Genomic DNA, 19147 nt, shown 5'->3' on the forward strand with positions numbered 1-19147 from the left:
CGGCACCTCGGTTGTGCGGTTGTCGTCCATCGTGCGGCACGGGATGCTGAGGGAGCACGAAGGGAAGCGGTGCCATGGATCGTTTTCCGAGGGCGGCCAACGTCGACTTCCACAGTCCCTTGGACCTCTCCAAGGCCGCCGCCGCGGTGCTGGACGACGCAGGCCGCATTTCCGGATGGGGATCCGCGGCCCAGCGCCTCCTCGGACACTCCGCCGAGGACGTGCTCGGCCGGCCTGCCGCCCGGCTGCTGGCCGCGCCCCCGGAGCCACGGCTGTCCGCCCTCTGCAGGGCGCACCAGCCGCGCAGCACCGTCCTGGACCTCTGCTGCCGCGACGGACACACCCTGCGCGCGGTCGTGACGTTCAGCCCGCTCGCCCACCGGGGCGCCGCCGCGACCGTCGTGGTCGCCGCCGACCTGGAGGCGCTGCGCGGCTGGGAGACCCAGCTGGCGCTGCTGCAGGGGCTGGCGACCGAGTCCTCCGTGGGCCTGACGATCTTCGGCACCGACAGGCGCGTCGTCTGGGGGAACGTCTCCACCGACCTGGAGCTGGCCGGGATCGACCAGTACATCGGCCGGCCGGCCGCGGACCTCTTTCCCGAAGGCGAATTCATCTCCCGCCACCACCCGCCGGACGAGGACCAGGTGATGGAGCACGTGCTGACGACGGGAGAGCCCGTCACCGGCATGCACTACCGCGGACGCGCCCCCGCCGACCCGGTGCGCGAACACGTCTGGTCCTGCTCGTACCACCGGCTCGTGGACGCCCGGGGCGAACCACTGGGGGTCTTCGAGGAGTCCCTGGACATCACCGACCGCTACCGCGCCCAGGAACGCCTGTCGCTGCTGGTACGGGCCGGAAAACGCATCGGCGCCTCCCTGGACGTACGCCGTACGGCCGCCGAGCTCGCCGACGTGGCGGTGCCGCAGCTGGCCGACGAAGTGCTGGTGGATCTGCCGCCGGCCGTCATCGAGGGCCGGCAGCCGCCGACGGGCTCGGCGCCGGGGCACAGTCTGCTGCGGATGCACGGGCGGACCCCGGAGGAGTTCCGGACCAGCCCGGTCTCCTACCCGCCGTCGTCACCGCAGGCCCAGAGCCTGGCCACCAGCCGCCCCGTCGTCGACTCCGCCCCGGCCGAGACACCGGACGCGGTGAACTCGGCCGCCCCGCACTCCTGCCTCTTCGTGCCCCTGCTCACCCGCGACGCCGTCCTGGGCCTCGCCACCTTCCGGCGCACCAGCAACCCCGACCCCTTCGGCGCCGAGGAGCAGACGCTCGCCATGGAACTGGCCGAGCGAGCCGCCGTCGGCATCGACAACGCCCGCCGTTACACCAGTCAGCACGCGGCGGCCCTGGTCCTGCAGCGCAGCCTGCTGCCCCAGCACCTGCCCGAGCAGAGCGCGGTCGACGTCGCGTACCGCTACCTGCCCGCCGACAGCCGGGTGGGCGTGGGCGGCGACTGGTTCGACGTGATCCCGCTGTCCGGTGCCAGGGTGGGCCTGACCGTCGGCGACGTGGTGGGCCACGGTGTGCAGGCGGCCGCGACCATGGGGCGGTTGCGCGCCACCGTACGGACCCTGGCCCTGCTGGACCTGGATCCGGCCGAGTTGCTCACCCGGCTGGACGACCTGGTCGGGCAGGACTCGGAGAGCCACTCACAGGACGGGCTGGACGACCGGTCGCTCGGCGTGACCTGCCTGTACGCGATCTACGATCCGGTCAGCGGCCGGTGCGTCTGGGCGAGCGCGGGCCACCCCGCGCCGATCGTGGCCGACGCGAGCGGCTCGGTGGCCCTGTCCGCGCTGGCCCCGGGACCGCCCCTGGGACTGGGGGGCCTGCCCTACGAGAACGTCGAGCTGAGTCTGGCCGACGGCAGCGTGGTGGCGCTGTTCACCGACGGGGTCGTGGAGGACCGGCGCACCGACATCGACAGCGGGATCGACCGTCTGGCCCATGTGCTCACCTGGCAGCGGTGCCCGGTGGAGGAGCTGTGCGACCGGGCGCTGTCGACCTTGCCGCCCGGACCGCAGGCGGACGACGCCACGCTGCTGCTCGTCCGCACCCGGCGGCTCGGCTCCGACCACGTGGCCGACCTGGAACTGCCGCCCGACCCGGCCATGGTGGCGCACGCCCGCACACTCACCGAGCGTCAGCTCGCGACCTGGGACCTGTCCGACCTGTCGTTCACCGCCGCGCTCGTGGTGAGCGAGCTGGTCACCAACGGCATCCGGTACGCCACCGGGCCCGTCATGCTGCGGCTGATCCGCGACCGCTCCCTGCTGTGCGAGGTCTCCGACAACGCGCACACCGCACCCCACCTGCGCCGGGCGCGACGGGACGACGAGGGGGGCCGTGGCCTGTTCCTGGTCGCCCAGATGTGCCAGCGCTGGGGCACGCGCTACACCTCGTCCGGGAAGACCATCTGGGCCGAGCTGGCCATCCCCTAGGACCGCGCTCGGCGCCAGGGCCGCGCGGAAGACTAGGGCAGGGCGCGGGCGATGAGCAGCGCGACGTCGTCCCCGTCCCCGTCCCCCGGCGAGCGCATCATCTCCAGGATGCGGTCGCAGGTGTCCTCCAGGTCCCGGCCGCGAGTCGCGGTGAGGGCGTCGAGGAGGGTGTCCAGACGGGCGTCGATGGGTTCGCTCCGGGTCTCGACCAGGCCGTCGGTGTAGAGGACCAGCTCGTCGCCGGGACGGAAGGCGACGGTGGTGGCCTCGAAGGGCACCCCGCCGACGCCCATCGGCACTCCGGTGGGCAGGTCGAGGAGCCGGGCCGCGTGACCGCGTCGCAGCAGGACCGGAGGCAGGTGGCCGGCGAGACAGATCTCGCACTGGGCCCGGTGCGGGTCGTAGACGCAGTAGATGCAGGTGGTGAAGGTCTGCTCGACCGACTCGGTCAGATGGTCGAGGTGGCGAAGGGCCTCGGCGGGGGCCAGGGCGAGTTCGGCGAAGGCACGGGCGGCGCTGCGGAGTTGCCCCATGGTGGCGGCGGCTTTGATGCCGCTGCCCATGACGTCCCCGACGACCAGGGCGGTCTTGTCCTCCTGGAGGGATATGGCGTCGAACCAGTCGCCGCCGATCTCGCTCGTGGCGCCGGCGGGCTGATAGCGGCAGGCGACCTCCAGGCCCGGCAGGTGCGACGGGGGCTCGGGAAGCAGACTGCGCTGCAGGGTGAGGGCCGCATGGCGCTGGGCCTGGTATCCCCGGGCGTTGTCGATGCAGACCGCGGCCCTGGCGGCCAGCTCCCACGCGAGGAAGGCGTCGTCGTCGTCGAAGGGTGCGCTGTTGCGGGTCCGCTTGAGATCCAGGGCGCCGAGGACCTCGCCCCGGGCCATGAGCGGTACGGCCAGGTAGGAGTGGACCCCGGCGGTGGCCAGGAGGGCGGCGGCCTCGCCGTGGCGGGCGATGCGCCGCAGGTCCTCGGCGGTGGTGTGGGGCACGAGTACCGGTTCGCGGGTGCGCACACACTGGGTGATCAGGCGGTCGCTGTCGTAGGCGGCCAGCTCCCCCGGCGGGTCGGCCGCGCGGACCGCCTCGGTGGGGTGGGCCGCGTTGACGGCGAGGGCGCGGAAGAGGGCCGGGCCCTCGTGCGGCGCGGTCCGGCCGTCGAGAGCGCTGTCGAGTATGTCCACGGCCGCCACGTCGGCCAGGGCCGGGACGACGACTTCGGCCAGCTCGCGCGCGGTCGACTCCAGGTCGAGTGTGGTGCCCACGCAGACGGAGGCACTGGCGATCAGCGCCAGCCGCTGTCGGGCCTGTGCCGCCTCGGCGGCGGCCTGATGACGCTCGGTGACGTCGATGACGGAGTAGGCCAGACCCAGCACCCGCCCCACGGAGTCCTCCAGCCGGTAGTACGAGACGGACCAGGCGTGCTCGTGGTCCGGGTCGCCGGGGGGACGACAGACGATGTCCCGGTCCACGACCGACTCGCCCGTCTCCAGGACACGGCGCAGCCGTGCCTCGGGGTCCGTGTCCAGGAAGGCCAGGACCTCGCCGGCCGATCGGCCGATCCGCTCGGCGGCGGACTGGCCGGTGATGCGTTCGAGAGCGGGATTCACGGCCAGGTACCGCAGGTTCGGGTCCAGGATGGCCAGCCCGACCGGGGACTGGGACACCAGCCGCATGGCCAGGGCGGCATCCCGCTCGACCCGCTCCACCATGGCCTGGTCCGCGGCCAGGCCCAGGGCGTAGGTGTCACCGAGGTCGTCCAGCAACCGCATGTTGCGGAACTCCACCAGGCGGGTGCTGCCGTCCTTGTGCCGGATCGGGAAGGCTCCGGCCCAGTCGGTGCCCGATTCCAGGACCTCGGCGAACAGCTTGATCACCTCGTCCTGGTGCTCCTCGTGGACCGTCAGCGCGACCGCGTACTCACCCAGCGCCTCCGCCGCGGTGTAGCCGAACAACTCCTCGGCCTTCGGACTCCAGAAGACCACCTGGCCCTGCGCGTTCAGCACCACGGCGGCGACGCCGAGCAGATCGAGCAGGCCGGTGGGCGGCGCGGCACGACCCGCCACCGACCGGGCGTCCCCTGCACGGGAGGAGTCCGTCTTGCCCATGCCTCATCTTCCCTCCCGCCCGGCGCCTCGGCTCGGGTGAGACCGCGTGCCGTACCGGCGGGCGTGCTGCTTCCATCCATGGTCGTCCCAGACCGGGGCGCCCACACCTGGACCGACCGCTGCCTCCGTCCCGCGGCCGTGGCGCGGCGCGCCCCCCAGCGTTGCGCGGGCCGGGACCGACGACCCCGCCCTCGGCCCGGAACGGCGACGTCTTCGCAGGTCAGCGATCGACGCTGCCCTGCGCCGCCGCGGCGAGGCCGGGCTGGAGGCGGCGGGCGACATCGACGTGATCACCGGTCCAGATGATGCGGACGGCGGTCGCCGTGGCCTGGCCGCGCCCGTCGACGAGGTCGCTGCGGACGGACTCCACTAGCCGGGACGCGGCCTCGGGACGGAGCGGGACGGGGTCCGGTACGGGACCGCTGCGGCCGAGGCTCGCCGCGAAGGCGCCGTACCACTCGGTGACACGGGACGTGGCGCCGAGGACGGCACGGTGGGCATCGGTCCGGTCGGCGTCCCCGCGGGCCGGACCGACGCCCTGCCACAGGGAGACGACGGCGTCGGCGGCCAGGCGGAGCGCGGCCACTCCGGTGACGAGCGCGGTCATGTCGGCCAGGGGCAGGGGCTTGGCGCCGCGTTCGGTCACATAGGTGCGGAAGGCGTCGTCGAGGCGGCGGGCGGAGGCCGCCGCCTCCCGGTTCCCCCGCACGGGCACGGGGGCGCCCGCCGGATCGTCGTAGGGGCCGAGGGCGAACCGCACGGCGTCGGCCAGGTAGCGGGCGCTGTCGGTGTACGCCTCGGCGAGCGCCCCGTGGACGGCCGCCGCGGCACCTCGGGGCCAGAAGAACAGGGCGACGAGGATGCTGACCGCGCAGCCCAGCGCGATGTCCTGCACGCGGAGCAGGACGATGTGCCAGTCGGGGTCCTGGCCGATGTTGAACAGCACGACGAGGGTGACGGTGAAGGCGGCCTGTCCCGCGGTGAAGGAGACGGCGGCGGGGGCGATGCCGGCCACCAGGACCGCGAGCGGAAGCAGGAACCACAGGGCGGTGCCGTGATGCCCGATCAGATGCAGCAGCCCGGCGCCCACGAAGGAGCCGGCCACGGTGCCGAGCACCGCGCGCAGGGCGTTCTGGCCGGTGCTCAGCGCGTTGGAACGCAGCACGGACAGGGTGCCGAGCAGCACCCAGAACGAGTGCTGCACCCCGGTGAGGTCGGCGAGGAGCACCGCGATGCCGAGTCCGACGGCACCGCGCAGGCTGTTGCGCAGCCACACCGAGCCGAGCCCCAGGTGGGCCGCGGCCCGTTCGCGGGCCAGGGCGGGCGGTCCGGTCCGTGCTCCCGGTGCGCGGCCGAGGAGCCGGTCGGGCCAGGGGCGTTGCCATGCGGTGGCGGCCAGTTCGACGTTGCCGGCGATCTGCAGGACGGCGAACCCCAGCTCCTGCGCCCGGAAGGAGAGGTCGAGCGTCGCGAGGAAGCCGTAGACCTCGGCCGCGCTGTCGCCCACCGGGTGGTCGGCGGGCAGCCGGACCGTGGAGCTGTCCTCCATCTCTTCCATGGTCTGCCGCAGCTCCGCCATGGAGGTCCGCAGGGGGCCCGCGTCCCCGCGCATGTCCGTCAGGAGCGCGGCGGCATGCTCGAGGACGTCGGCGGCGACGAGGCGTACCGTCCGCGCGGCCGGGTCGCAGGGCGGTGGCTCGTCGGTGTACGCGGGCCGGTCCACCAGGATGGTGGTCAGCCAGGTCAGCTCGTCGACCAGCCGGACCAGGGCGCGGGACGTGGTGGACAGCCCGGTCGGACGGTAGGGGGTCTCGTCGAAGGCGCCGCGCAGTTCCGCGCCGGCGTCGGCGGTCCGGTCGGCTGCCGACCGGCGCTGCGCGGCGTCGGCCCCCGGGCCCTGTCCGCCCAGGCCGGAGGCGTCGGCGCGCAGATGGGCGGCGGCGGTGCGGCAGACCTGGGCCGCGGGCGCGCTGAGCGGATCGGCGACGGGCCGCGGCCACAGCAGGCAGACCGCGGGCAGCGCCGCCGCTGCCGCCAGTCCCGCGCCCGCGAGCCGCTCGGGCAGCAGGGACAGCGGCACGGGTGTCGTGACCGGCAGGACGAACGCCAGCAGGAGCGCGGTCGAGCTGCCCGCCAGCACGGAGCTGACGACGCCGGAGAAAAGGACGGCGAAGCCGACCAGCAGCGTCGTGACGACGGCGAGCCAGGTCGTGCGCGCCACCGCCGTCCCCAGGCAGATCAGCACGCCCCAGGCCACCGCGAGCCCCGCCTGCGCCCGCAGCCGCTCCGTCAGCGGACCGCTGAAGTCGACCAGCAACAGCATCGAGAAGGATCCGAACGCGGCGAAACTCGCCATCGTCGGGGAGTGGAAGACCTGGCCGCACAGCGCGAACAGGGCCGGCATGACGATCGCGGTCCGTCCGGCCCGCCGTGTCGCCGCGAGATCCGGATCGTGGTCGCGCAGCCATGTCACCGGGCGCGGCGCGGCCGGTCTCCGTCGCGGGATCCGCACGGTCATGCACACCTCCCGCGGACACGGTCCTGGCCCGGGCCGGCGCCCGCGCCACTCTCTTCATGTGCGGGCAGGACGCGGCTCCGCGCAACCTCACCGCGTGGCCGCGCGCATCTCGGCGATCTCCACGTCGGTCCCCATGGGTCACAGGGTGGTCGGCGTCCACCGCTATTCTGTCCGGGCTGTCACCGGCACGACACGGGGGAGGTTCGATGACTGCCGACGCGCTGCCCGTCCCGGCACCGGTCACCACCGAACGGCTGGTCCTGAGGCCTTTCACCTCGGGGGACGTCGACGATCGGTACGCGTACCAGTCCCTGCCGGAGGTCGCCCGCTACCTCTATCGTCCGCCGCTCACCCGCGAGGGCTGCGGCGAGAGCATTGCCGCGCGGGCCGGCGGGACGGCCTGGGACACCGACGGCGACGGGCTCCTGCTGGCCGTGTGCCGGGCGGACGAACCCGGCGTCATCGGCGAGGTGGTCCTCACCCTCAGAAGCGCCCATGCCCGACAGGCCGAGATCGGCTGGGTGTTCGACCCGCGGTACGGCGGACAGGGGTACGCCACCGAAGCGGCGCGTGCCCTCGCCTCGGTGGCCTTCGGCCGGCTGGGAGTCCACCGGCTCTTCGCCCGCCTCGATGTCCTCAACACCGCTTCGGTGCGTGTGTGCGAACGTCTGGGCATGCGCCGCGAGGCACATCTGGTCGACAACGACCGCGACGGAGACCGCTGGGGCAGTGAGTACGTGTACGCGATCCTCGCGCACGAGTGGAAGGGCGGGTAGGGCCTGCCCCACCCCCGCCTGGGGGGCTCGCCGGAGTGTCCGAGGCGTGAGCCGCATGATCCGCTGGCTCGTACGGGAACCGTGCGACGGAAGGCGGACAGGTGAGGGTGCGGATCGGGTATGCGGCTTGGATCGCGGGGGTGGTGCAGTTCTTCGCGATCCACGAGGTCGCGGGGGCGGCCTGGACGCGACCGTACAGCTGGGCGCGGAACAACATCAGTGACCTGGGGAACGCTCATTGCGCCCTGCAGCGGGAACCACAGCCGCGTTACGTCTGTTCACCCGAACACGGTCTGATGAACGTCTCGTTCATCGCCCTGGGAACGCTGCTCGTCGTCGGCTCGGCCCTGACGCGTCCCCTGTGGCGCGGAGGGGCGACCGCCGCCACCGCCCGCGTCCTGGTGGCCGGCGCCGGGCTGGGCTGGGTGCTCGCCGGGCTGGCGCCTGCGGATGTGCACGAGAATCAGCACGTTCTCGGGGCCATGCTCATCATGGGCATGGGCAACATCGGCCTGCTGTTGGCGGGATTCGGTCTGTCGCCCGAGATTCCGGTTGCCTTGCGCCGGGTCACCAGCCTGCTGGGAATCGTGGCGCTCACGGCCCTGGGGCTCTTCGCCACCCACCATTACCTGGGGCTGGGCATGGGAGGTATGGAGCGGGTCGCGGCGTTTCCCCTCCTGTTGTGGGCGGCGGCCGCCGGCGCCCTCGGTCTGTCGCGCCGGCCGCCCCGTAAGTCGGCGGGGTGATGAACGGCCCGCGCGAGTCGGATCGAGCAAGGCCGGACGAACGATGTCGGATGCGAGTTCGGCTCTCGCCTGCCCACGGCCGCTGTGCGACGCTGGATCCGGTCACGAGCGCCCGCCGCTCCGCGTCGCGTCCGGAGAACGGTGAGTACAGATGCCTCCGAAGTCCGCCGATGCCCCGAATCCCGGCTCCCCCGCTCCCGGGGCCGCTGACCCGGGGTCCGCTGATCCCGGGGCCGCCGACCCACGGTCCGCTGATCCCGGGCCCGCCGATCCGGGTTCGGCCGTGACCGGCAACGGGCCCGCCGTCTCCCGTCGGGAGTTCGACGCGCTCTTCGAGTCGGTCCGCGCATGGGGGCGCTGGAGCCCGGCCGACCGCGGCGCCTGGAACCGTGTGACCGCGGACCACGTGCGGCGGGCCACGGCCGCGGTCCGGTCCGGGGTGGTCGTCCCGCTGGCGCTCCCCTGGAACACCCGGCCCGGCCCGGACAACCGCAGGCCCGCACTGCACCACATGACCGATCTCGGTGACGTGGAGAGCCCGGAACCCTCCACCCACAAGGACTTCATCGCCGCGGACTACCACGGCAAGGGCGTCACGCACCTCGACGCCCTGTGCCACATCGCCTACCGGGGACAGCTCTACGACGGCCGGACGGCCGGCGACGTCGTCGGCAGCGCGGGCGCCCGCTTCGGAGCGGTCTCGTCGCTCGGGCCCCTCGTCACCAGAGGGGTGCTCCTCGACCTCCCCGCCGTCCTCGGGATCCGCTGGCTGGAGCCGGGCCGGGCGGTGCACGCGGAGGACATCACCGCCGCGGAGAGGGCACTCGGTGTGACGATCGGCGAGGGCGACGCGGTGCTCCTGCGGTCCGGGCACGCGCGCCGCCGCACGGAGCTGGGCCCCTGGGACCCCGACACGGCGAGCGCGGGCTTCCATGTGGACGCCGTACCGCTGTTGGCCGAGCGTGGCGTCGTACTGCTCGGTGGTGACGGCGACAATGACGTACGGCCCTCGCCCGTGGCGGGCGTGCACTCGCCGGTCCATGCCCTGGCGGTGGCCGCGATGGGGGTCCCGCTGCTGGACAACCTCGATCTGGAAGCCTTGTCCGCCGCCACCGCGGAGGCCGGACGGCATGAGTTCCTGCTGGTCGTGGCCCCGCTGAACGTACCCGGCGGGACGGGTTCGCCCGTCACCCCGGTGGCGGTCCTGTGACCACGGACCCGGCCACGACCGGCACCGCGACGACCGCTCGGTCGGTCATGCACATGACGCACTCGTCCGGTCGCGCCTCTCGCCCTGAATATCCGTATTGTCTTCTATGTCAGACTGTTTCCGAAAAGCGGGCTAGCGCGAGTGAGGCGAAGCGTGGTTCGGTTCGGCGGGACACCCACGCCGACGGGTCGTGCGACAGGCGGCACAGGGCCCGTCCGTTCGCGTGAGCGTTTCCTGGAGGGCGGGCCGGTCGAGGCGGGCGTACGCATGCCCATCTCCAGTTCCTGGCAGCGCTGCAGATCCCTGGGGCTCTCCCCGGACGGATCGGACCTCCCCTTCCGGGAGGACATCGACACGGAGGCCCGGATCGTCCGGGCGGCCCTGCCGGTGCTCGACCGGTTGCAGCACAGGTTCGCCGGCAGCCGGATGAACATCTGTGTCGCCGATGCGAGCGGAACGGTCCTCCTGCGCCGTTTCGGGGAGGCGTCCCTGGCCAGGAGCCTCCCCGCGATCCAACGCGTGCCGGGATTCGTGTTCGCCGAACAGTTCGCGGGGACCAACGGCATCGGTCTCGCGCTGGCCGAGCGGCAGCTCATCCGGGTCTACGGCGCCGAGCACTTCGCCGAGCGCTCCCAGGCGAGCGCCTGCCGCGCCCTGCCGGTCCGCGACCCGCTCAGCGGCCGTATCGAGGGCGTCCTGTGCTTCGGCTACCCACGCGACTTCGACGACCCCGCGCTGGCCACCGTGCTGCGCAAGGCGGCGCGAGCCATCGAACGGCGGCTGCTCCGGCACAGTTCCGCACGCGAACGCGCCCTGCTGCGCTCGTACCTGGAGACCGAGGCCGAAGCCGCCGTCGGCCGTCAGCACCCCGTCGGACTGGACGAAGCGGCCCTCGGCCGGCATCCCCGCGACCGCGCGATCCTCGTGGAGAAGGCGACCGAGCTGATCTCCCGCGCCCAGCGGGCCGCCGTCCGCGTCCCCCTGTCCGACGGCCGGTGCGTCACGCTGCTGAGCCGCCCGATGACGAGCGCCACCGGGGTCCAGGGCCTGGCCATCGAGGCCGTGGTACCCGGCCCCCCGCAGCGGCATCCGCTCGTCGCCCCGCGGCAGATCGACGCGTTGCCCGGCCTGCCCGCCGAGCCCGCCGCATCCCGTGTCGTCCTGCCGTCGGGCACCGTCGCCCTCGCCCCGCCCGGCCGGGCCGCCCTGGGCGGCAAGGGTCTGCCCCGCCGCGGATCGGACGACGATCGTCCCGCCTTCGCGCCCCCGTCGAGAGGCTTGCTGCTCGTGGGGGAGCCGGAGGTGGCGCGCCACGCCCTCGCCGCGCGACGCCGCCTGGAGCTGCTGTCCGAGGCCAGTACACGCATCGGCACCACCCTGGACGTGCGCCGCACCGCCCAGGAACTGGCGGAGACGGCGGTGCCACGGCTGGCCGACTACCTCACGATCGACCTGCCGGAGGCCGTACTGCGCGGGGAGGAGTCCGCCGACCCGCGCGGCGACCTGCGCCGTACGGTGGTCCACGGCATCCGCGACGACTGCCCCTTCCATCCGGTCGGCAAGGAGGTCGCCTACGGCCCGGCCACGCCGCAGCTGCGCTGTCTGACCGGCGGAGAACCGGTGCTGGAACCGGACCTCAGGGTCGCCGCGGGGTGGCTCTCCCACGACCCCGAGCACACCGGGGAGCTGCTGGCCCACGTCCACTCCCTGATCGCGGTCCCTCTCGTGGCCCGCGGTGTCGTCCTGGGCGTCGCCGCCTTCTACCGCGGCCGGGACCCCGCCCCCTTCGGCGACGACGACCGTTCACTGGCCCAGGAACTCGCCGCCCGTGCCGCCCTGTCCATCGACAACGCCCGGCGCTACACCCGCGAACGCACCATGGTCCTGGCCCTCCAGCGCAGCCTGCTCCCGCACGGGCTGCCCGACCAGGACGCCGCCGAGGTCGCCCACAGATATCTGCCCGCCGAATCCGACGTGGGCGGGGACTGGTACGACGTCATCCCCCTCTCCGGCACCCGTATCGGCCTCATGGTCGGGGACGTCGTCGGCCACGGCATGCTCTCCGCCGCCACCATGGGCCGGCTGCGCACCGCCGCGCGCAGCTTCGCCGAACTCGACTTCCCCCCGGACGAAGTCCTCACCCACCTCGACAACCTGGTGGGACGCCTGGACCGGGAGGAACCCACCGCCGACGAGACGGACATCATCGGCGCGACCTGCCTGTACGCCATCTACGACCCGACCACGCAACGGTGCACCATGGCCCGCGCCGGACATCCTCCCCCCGCGCTGGTCCGCCCCGACGGCACGGTGTCCTTCCCGGAGCTGCCCGCCGGTCCTCCGCTCGGCCTGGGAGGGCTGCCCTTCGAAGCGGTCGAGGCCGACCTCCCCGAGGGCAGCCAGCTGGTGCTCTACACCGACGGACTCATCGAGGACCGGTACCGCGACGTCGACGGGGTCCTCGACCGGTTGCGCGCGGCCCTCGCCCACCCGGAGCGCTCGCCCGAGGAGACCTGCCAGGTGGTCCTGCACAGCGTGGCGCCCGCCCACCCCGGCGACGACATCGCCCTGCTCGTCGCCCGCACCCACGCCCTGGACCCCGACCGGATCGCCAGCTGGGACCTGGAGCCCGACCCGTCCCTCGTGGGCGACGTCCGCGCCCGCGCCCTGCGCCGGCTGGCCGACTGGGGGCTGGACGAGGCCGCGTTCGCCGCGGAGCTGATCCTCAGCGAGCTGGTCACCAACGCCATCCGGCACGGCTGCGGCCCCGTCCGCGTCCGGCTGCTCCACGGCCGCACCCTGATCTGCGAGGTCTCCGACACCAGCAACACCGCCCCGCACCTGCGCCGGGCGGCCAGCACCGACGAGGGCGGCAGGGGACTGTTCCTCGTCGCCCAGCTCGCACGGAGCTGGGGTACGCGCTACCTGCCGCAGGGCAAGGTCATCTGGGCCGAATGCGGCCTCGCCGGCGTCTGAGTCCGGAGGCGCCACTGACCCGTTGGTGTCACATAAGGCATTGAATGCCCAAAACGGCATCGATCGGCCCAGTAGGATCAAGGGCGACAGTCGGGAAGAACTCGCCAGGCCGACCTTCGGAGATGTCCGTGCACGACCCTCCCGACACCCCCGCACACCCCCTGCTCCGCGTCCGCGGGCTCGCCAAGCGGTTCGGGGGGACCCACGCGCTGGACGGGGTCGACCTCGACGTGCACGCGGGCAGCGTCCTCGCCCTCCTCGGCCCCAACGGCGCCGGGAAGTCCACCCTCATCAAGGTGCTCGCCGGTGTCCACCGCGCCGACGCGGGACAGGTGACGGTGGACGGGCATCCGCTCGGGACCCCGGCCGCCTCCCGCGCCATGTCCTTCATCCACCAGGACCTCGGCCTCGTGGAATGGATGACGGTCGCCGAGAACATCGCCCTGAGCGTCGGCTATCCCCGCCGCGCCGGACTGATCTCCTGGCGGCGCACCCGGGAGCGCTGCGCCGAAGCCCTGCGGACCGTCGCCGGACGTCTCGACCCCGCCACGCCCGTCGGCCGCCTCTCCCCCGCCGAACGCTCGCTGGTCGCCATCGCCCGCGCCCTGGCCGCCCGGGCGAAACTCATCGTCCTCGACGAGCCGACCGCCCGCCTGCCCGCCGCGGACTGCGCCCGGCTCTTCGGCGTCCTGCACGCCCTGCGCGACCAGGGACACGGCGTCCTCTACGTCAGCCACCGTCTGGACGAGGTGTACGAGGTCGCCGACGCCTTCGCGGTCCTGCGCGACGGCCGCCTCGTCAGCCACGGCACCCTGGCGGGCCACGGCCCCGCCCGTCTCGTGCGTGACATCGTCGGCGAGGACCTGACCCCCCGCCGCCCCGCAGGCGCCCCCGCCGACGGCCCGGCCGTCCTGGTCCTCGACGGCGTGCGGACCGCCGGCACGGGACCGGTCGGCCTGGAACTCCGGGCCGGGGAGGTCCTGGGCCTGGTGGGCCTCACGGGCGCCGGGCACAGGGACCTGGGCCGGGCCCTCGCCGGTGCCCGGCCGCTGCTCGACGGCCGGGCCCTGCTCGGCGGCCGGCCGTACCGGCCCCGCACGGTCGCCGACGCCGTCCGCCTGGGTGTCGGCCTCGTGCCCGGCGACAGACAGCGGGAGGGCTGCGCCGCCGAGCTGACCGTACGGGAGAACCTCCTGGCCAACCCGCGCGCCGGAGGCGCCCCGGCGCTCCAGTGGATCGCCCCCCGCCGTGAACGCGCCGAAGCCGCCGGCCTGATCGAACGGTTCTCGGTGCGCCCCCGCGACACCGAGGCCCCCATCGGCACACTGTCGGGCGGAAACCAGCAGAAGGTCATGATCGGCCGGTGGCTGCGGACGGACCTGCGCCTGCTGATCCTGGAGGAACCCACCGCGAGCGTGGACGTCGGAGCCAAGGCCGCCGTCCACCGCCTGCTCGACGAGGCCCTGACCACCGGCCTCGCGGTGCTGCTCGTCTCCACGGACTTCGAGGAGGTCGCGGCCGTGTGCCGGCGCGCCCTGGTGTTCGTCCGCGGATCCGTGACGGCCGAGCTGAGCGGTCCGGCCCTCACGGTCGCCGGGCTCACCCGGGCGGCCTCGGCCATGCCCGCCTCCGGAACCGCGACGAACCCGTGACCGGCCCGCCGCCGTCGTCCACGTCCCCGCCCCGGCCGCACCGGCGGGGCCCGGCCGGACACCTCGTCGGCGCCTACGGCCTGCCGGCCCTCACCGCTGTGCTCTTCCTGACCTTCTCCCTCGTCCTGCCGCACACGTTTCCCACCCGGGACACGATCGACTCGCTCCTGTCCGGCCAGTCGATCCCGGCCGTCCTCGCGCTCGCCGCCATGGTCCCCGTCGTGACCGGCGCGTTCGACCTCTCCATCGGCTACGGCCTCGGCCTGGCGCACGTCATGGTGCTGCAGCTCATCGCCGAGGAGCGGTGGCCGTGGCCGTGGGCCTGCCTCGTGGTGGTCGCCGGCGGGACGGTCGTGGGCGTCCTCAACGGTCTCGTCGTGGAGTTCGGGCGGATCGACTCCTTCATCGCCACCCTCGGGACCGGCAGCATGATGTACGCCGTGACCGGCTGGGTCACGGGCGGCGGCCGGATCGTCCCCGGCCCGGAGGGTCTCCCCGCCGCCTTCACCGATCTCTACGACTCCCGGTTCCTCGGCCTTCCGGTCCCCGCCTTCTACGTGCTCGCCCTCACGGCCGCTTGCTGGCTGGTGCTGGAGCGGCTGCCGCTCGGCCGGTACCTCTACGTCGTGGGCTCGAACCCGCGCGCCGCCGACCTCGTCGGCATCCCCACCCGCAGGTACACCGTCTACGGGTTCACCGCGTCCGGCCTGATCGTCGGCATCGCCGGTGTGCTGCTCGCGGCCCAGCAGCGGATCGGCAATCCCAGCGTCGGCCTCGACTATCTGCTGCCCGCGTTCGTCGGTGCCCTCCTCGGCTCCACCGCGATCACCCCCGGCCGCCCCAACGCCCTGGGCACGGTCGTCGCCGTCGCCGTCCTCGCCGTCGGCCTCACCGGCATCGGCCAGCTGGGCGCGGACTTCTGGACGATCCCTCTGTTCTACGGCGGTACCCTGCTGCTCGCCGTCGGCCTGGCCGGCTACTCGGCCCGCCGCCTGCGCACCGGGACCGACGCGTTCCGGGAGGCGCCCGCCGTCCCCGCACAACCGCCGTCCTCGGGGCGGGGCGGCGACACGACGGGCGGCACTCCATGACCCACGGCACGGCCCGCCCGCGGTCACGCCCCCTCGTCCCCCCGCGAGGAGCAGCCGGGCGCCGCCACGACCGCGGGGGCCTCCACCGCGTCGCCCGGGCACGACCGGTCTGCGTCGCCCTGCTGCTGGCGGCCACCGCCCTCGCGGGCTGCGCACGCGGCTCCTCGCACGGCCCCGACCTGTCCACCACGGGACCGAGCGGCTGCCCCGCGGCCCAGGCCGAGGCCGAGGCCGCCGTCGCTCGGGCGGAGCGGACCGACACCCCCTGGCACGGGCCGGCCGGCGGCCCCGCGGCCGTTCCCGGCAGGACGATCGTCTACGTCGCGCAGACCATGACCAACCCCGGAGTCGCGGGCGTCGCGCAAGGCGTACGGGAGGCGGCGGGAGTCCTCGGCTGGCACGTCCGGGTGATCGACGGCGAGGGCACGCCCACCGGCATCCAGGCGGCGCTGGGCGAGGCCGTGACGCTCAGGCCCTCGGGCATCGTCATCGGCGGCTTCGATCCCGGCTCGACCTCGCAGCAGATCGCGCGGGCCACCGCGGCGCACATCCCGATCGTCGGCTGGCACGCGGTCGCGTCCCCCGGTCCCCACGCGAACCCCCGGCTCTTCACCAACGTCACCACCAACGTCGGCGACGTCGCCGCGATCAGCGCGCAATGGATCATCGCGCGCTCCCACGGCCACGCCGGGGTCGTCCTCTTCACCGACGCCTCGATCCCGTTCGCCGCCCACAAGTCCGAGCTGATCAAGAAGGGGCTGGCCGCCTGTCCGGGGGTGCGGCTGCTGGCGTACGAGAACATCCCGATCCCGGACGCGAGCAGCCGCACGCCCCGGGAGGTCTCCTTCCTTCTCTCCCGCTTCGGCAGCCGGTGGACCCACTCCGTCGCGATCAACGACCTGTACTTCGCCGACGCCGCGCCCGCCTTCCGCGCGGCCGGGGAGAAGGGATCGGGGCCGCCCTTCAACATCGGCGCGGGCGACGGCGACCCGTCCGCCTTCCAGCGCATCAACGGCAGGCAGTACCAGGCCGCCACCGTCCCCGAACCGCTGACACTGCAGGGCTGGCAGCTCCTCGACGAGTTCAACCGCGCCTTCTCCGGCCGTCCGGCCAGCGGTTATGTCGCGCCCGTCCACGTCTCCACCGCGGACAACAGCGCGGGGGCCTCGACGTGGGACCCCTCGGGCTACCGAGAGGCGTACCGGAGGATCTGGGGCAGGTGACGCGGACACGGTGGCCGAGGCCCCCGGCGAACGCCCTCTCGCCCGCGGGTTCGAACGTACGGAATGCACGCGATGACGCCGCCTCCGGAAGCCCTCCGGTGGCGAAGATCGGCGTGAGCAACGGCAGTTCGGGAATCAGCCACTCCGAGACATGCGGGGAATTCACTCATTCCCCACACCGGTCGGACCGTTCATCGCGCGCAGGCGAACGAGCCGGGCGCGGTGCTTCGCCGGGAGGCCGTCGGAGCTGATCCAGATGCGGACCTGGTCCAGGCAGTTCACCACCTGCTCCCGCGACGGCGGTGCCGGAGCGCCCGTCACCGGATCGGGGTCGTCGGGGGGGCCTTCGGCGTCAGGACTCATCGCGCAGTCGCAGGACGTCGTCGAACGTCTTCGTCAGCGCGTCCAGAGCGGTCGCTGTCTCCGCCCCGGTCAGCACGAGGCACGGTGTGAGGAGAACGGCGGTGTCGGCCTGGCGGACGTAGACGCCGTGCGTCAGACAGACCTTGGCCGCTGCCGCGGCGAGACGCGCGGAGGCCCGGCCGTCGGCGTCCAGCATGACCAGACCGCGGAGCCGGTGGTGAACAACTCGCCATTGCTGGCGAGTTGCTCCAGTGGCCCGTACGCCGAACCGGGCCGAGCCGGGTCCAGACAGGTGCCGTCGAGCTCGGACAGGAATGCCCGTACGTGTGTCAGGTCTGCAAGGTGGAATCGCTCTGCACGCTCGACGCTCTGGGACGGCGCCGGACCATCCTCTTTCAGCACGGTGGGGATCGTACAGCCGCCGTTCCACGCTGAACAGGCCGCCGGACGGTCGGGCGCACGACGTGCGCGTCAGCGGTCACTCCGCGGTGTGCGCGCCCTGCTCCGCCGCCGGCTGGTGTCGCCGCTCGGTGGTCCAGTAGAGGAGGGCGACGAGGGGAAGGACGGCACCGAGGACGGTCAGGGCGGCCCAGCCCCCGGCGTGGTAGACGACGGAGCCCACCTGGGAGCCGGCCGCGCCGCCGACGAAGAACATGGCGATGAAGGCGCTGTTGAGGCGGGCGCGGGCGGCGGGATCGAGCTGGTAGACGGTGTGCTGGCCGAGGATCAGGGTGGTCTGTACGGCCATGTCGACGAGGATCGCGGCCAGGCCGATCAGGACGACGCTGTGTCCGCCGAACCCGGCGAGCGCGAAGGCCAGGGCGGCGACCACGAAGGCGATGCCGGTCACGGGGCGGACGAGTCCCCGGTCGGCCCAGTGCCCGGCGAACGGGGCCACGGCCGCGCCGGCCGCGCCGACGAGGGCGAAGACGCCGACGCCGACCGGGGAGTAGTGGAACCGGGGGCCGGTCAGTACGAAGGAGACCGTGGTCCAGAACGCGCTGAAGGCGCCGAACATCGCCGCCTGGTAGAGGCCGCGGCGCAGCAGTGCCGGGTGCGTGCGCACGAGCCGGACGGTGGAGCGCAGGACGTGGTGGTACGGCATCGTCGTGGTCGGCGCGTGGCGCGGCAGGGCTGCGCGCAGGGCCACCGCCAGCAGGGCCATCAGGGCGGCGGAGCCGAGGAAGACGACACGCCAGCCGGCGAGATCCGAGACCAGGCTGCTCAGCGTGCGGGAGAGCAGGATGCCGGTGAGCAGGCCGCTCATCACCCGCCCCACGATGCGGCCACGGGCGTGGTCGGGGGCGAGGCCGGCGGCGAAGGGCACCAGTATCTGGGCGACGACCGAGGTGGCTCCGCTGACCAGCGAGGCGATCAGCAGTACCGGGAAGCTGGTGGCGAGTCCGGCCGCGACGAGGGCGAGGGTCGTGACCGTGAGCAGGACGGTGACCAGGTTGCGCTTCTCCAGCCGGTCGCCGAGCGGGACCAGGAAGAGCATGCCGATCACGTAGCCGACCTGGGTGAGCGTGATCAGTGCGCCGGCGGTGGCCGTGCTGGTGTGGAAGACGTCGCTCAGCTCGGACAGCAGGGGCTGGGCGTAGTAGAGGTTGGCGACCGTCATACCGGAGGCGACGGCCAGGAGCGCGACCAGCCAGCCCGGCACGCCGTGGGGGGCCGGTGCGGCCGCGGGCCGGCGTGAGGTCGGGAGCTCGGAAGAGGCGGACATGAGCACCTTCTTGAGGGGTGAGCCGGGAGACCGGCGTGGACGGGCGGTGCCGAGGCGTGGCCGGCAGCTTCTTCGATGCCGTCACGGAGGCATAAGCGTCGGTCCGCCCCCGGATGCTTCCTCACTCACGGCGATGGTTCGGAATGTCAGTCATCTCGAAAAGAGATGAGCCGGGAAGGGGCGGTGGCGCGGGGGGGCCGGACCACCGGCACGGGCGGCCCGGAGGGCGGGTGGCGGCGCGGGCGCTCCACCGGCCGGCCGGGTGCCCGGCCGGCGCACGGCTCGCACGCTGTGTCACTGCCAGGCAACAG

General features: G+C 73.5%; 12 protein-coding genes. 8 read left to right on the forward strand and 4 right to left on the reverse strand.

Annotated features, from left to right (window positions below; translation table 11 throughout):
* The first annotated feature begins 74 nt into the window (after nt 1-74).
* Nucleotides 75-2447 carry a SpoIIE family protein phosphatase gene (locus tag ACZ7KF_RS24410; RefSeq protein ID WP_471078765.1) on the forward strand — a complete coding sequence of 791 codons (2373 nt, stop codon included), beginning with the start codon at nt 75-77 and terminating at the stop codon, nt 2445-2447.
* A 32-nt stretch (nt 2448-2479) separates the two neighbouring features.
* On the opposite strand, the gene ACZ7KF_RS24415 is transcribed toward ACZ7KF_RS24410, so the two are convergent.
* Together ACZ7KF_RS24415 and ACZ7KF_RS24420 are read right to left on the reverse strand one after the other, a co-directional pair.
* Nucleotides 2480-4555, reverse strand: a complete 2076-nt coding sequence (locus ACZ7KF_RS24415) for a SpoIIE family protein phosphatase (RefSeq protein ID WP_471078768.1) — start codon at nt 4553-4555, stop codon at nt 2480-2482.
* A 220-nt stretch (nt 4556-4775) separates the two neighbouring features.
* Nucleotides 4776-7073: an FUSC family protein gene (locus tag ACZ7KF_RS24420; protein WP_471078771.1), complete on the reverse strand. Its 2298-nt coding sequence runs from the start codon at nt 7071-7073 to the stop codon at nt 4776-4778.
* A gap of 206 nt (nt 7074-7279) precedes the next feature.
* Between ACZ7KF_RS24420 and ACZ7KF_RS24425 the strand changes: the two genes are divergently transcribed.
* The 7 genes from ACZ7KF_RS24425 (at nt 7280) to ACZ7KF_RS24455 (ending at nt 16747) form a co-directional block, all read left to right on the forward strand.
* On the forward strand, nt 7280-7849 hold the full coding sequence (locus tag ACZ7KF_RS24425) for a GNAT family N-acetyltransferase (protein WP_471078774.1): 570 nt from the start codon (nt 7280-7282) through the stop codon (nt 7847-7849).
* A gap of 140 nt (nt 7850-7989) precedes the next feature.
* On the forward strand, nt 7990-8595 hold the full coding sequence (locus ACZ7KF_RS24430) for a DUF998 domain-containing protein (RefSeq protein WP_471078777.1): 606 nt from the start codon (nt 7990-7992) through the stop codon (nt 8593-8595).
* Between the two features lie 283 nt (nt 8596-8878).
* Nucleotides 8879-9805, forward strand: coding sequence for a cyclase family protein (locus ACZ7KF_RS24435; RefSeq protein WP_471078780.1), 927 nt, complete (start codon nt 8879-8881; stop codon nt 9803-9805).
* 153 nt (nt 9806-9958) lie between these two features.
* Nucleotides 9959-12781, forward strand: coding sequence for a SpoIIE family protein phosphatase (locus ACZ7KF_RS24440; protein ID WP_471078783.1), 2823 nt, complete (start codon nt 9959-9961; stop codon nt 12779-12781).
* A 122-nt stretch (nt 12782-12903) separates the two neighbouring features.
* Nucleotides 12904-14433 (forward strand): sugar ABC transporter ATP-binding protein, encoded by a 1530-nt coding sequence (locus ACZ7KF_RS24445; protein WP_471078786.1) that lies wholly within the window; start codon nt 12904-12906, stop codon nt 14431-14433.
* Nucleotides 14430-15524, forward strand: coding sequence for an ABC transporter permease (locus ACZ7KF_RS24450; RefSeq protein WP_471078788.1), 1095 nt, complete (start codon nt 14430-14432; stop codon nt 15522-15524). Before ACZ7KF_RS24445 ends, ACZ7KF_RS24450 begins: the two co-directional genes overlap by 4 nt.
* Nucleotides 15521-16747 (forward strand): substrate-binding domain-containing protein, encoded by a 1227-nt coding sequence (locus ACZ7KF_RS24455; RefSeq protein ID WP_471078791.1) that lies wholly within the window; start codon nt 15521-15523, stop codon nt 16745-16747. The genes ACZ7KF_RS24450 and ACZ7KF_RS24455 overlap by 4 nt, the downstream gene beginning before the upstream one ends.
* Nucleotides 16748-17099: 352 nt before the next feature.
* Here the strand turns inward: ACZ7KF_RS24455 and ACZ7KF_RS24460 are convergent, their stop codons facing one another.
* Nucleotides 17100-17306 (reverse strand): hypothetical protein, encoded by a 207-nt coding sequence (locus ACZ7KF_RS24460; RefSeq protein WP_471078794.1) that lies wholly within the window; start codon nt 17304-17306, stop codon nt 17100-17102.
* Nucleotides 17307-17588: 282 nt separating this feature from the next.
* Complete coding sequence (locus ACZ7KF_RS24465) at nt 17589-18773, reverse strand: MFS transporter (protein WP_471079027.1); 1185 nt, start codon at nt 18771-18773, stop codon at nt 17589-17591.
* Between the last annotated feature and the right edge of the window lie 374 nt (nt 18774-19147).

The sequence above is a fragment of the Streptomyces sp. NPDC038200 genome, from assembly GCF_055600785.1.

What these genes read in the sequence shown, in the direction of transcription:
- ACZ7KF_RS24410 (WP_471078765.1), top strand. Translation starts at nt 75, where the DNA reads ATGGATCGTTTTCCGAGGGCGGCCAACGTCGACTTCCACAGTCCCTTG.
- ACZ7KF_RS24415 (WP_471078768.1), bottom strand. Translation starts at nt 4,555, where the DNA reads ATGGGCAAGACGGACTCCTCCCGTGCAGGGGACGCCCGGTCGGTGGCG.
- ACZ7KF_RS24420 (WP_471078771.1), bottom strand. Translation starts at nt 7,073, where the DNA reads ATGACCGTGCGGATCCCGCGACGGAGACCGGCCGCGCCGCGCCCGGTG.
- ACZ7KF_RS24425 (WP_471078774.1), top strand. Translation starts at nt 7,280, where the DNA reads ATGACTGCCGACGCGCTGCCCGTCCCGGCACCGGTCACCACCGAACGG.
- ACZ7KF_RS24445 (WP_471078786.1), top strand. Translation starts at nt 12,904, where the DNA reads ATGTCCGTGCACGACCCTCCCGACACCCCCGCACACCCCCTGCTCCGC.
- ACZ7KF_RS24455 (WP_471078791.1), top strand. Translation starts at nt 15,521, where the DNA reads ATGACCCACGGCACGGCCCGCCCGCGGTCACGCCCCCTCGTCCCCCCG.
- ACZ7KF_RS24460 (WP_471078794.1), bottom strand. Translation starts at nt 17,306, where the DNA reads ATGCTGGACGCCGACGGCCGGGCCTCCGCGCGTCTCGCCGCGGCAGCG.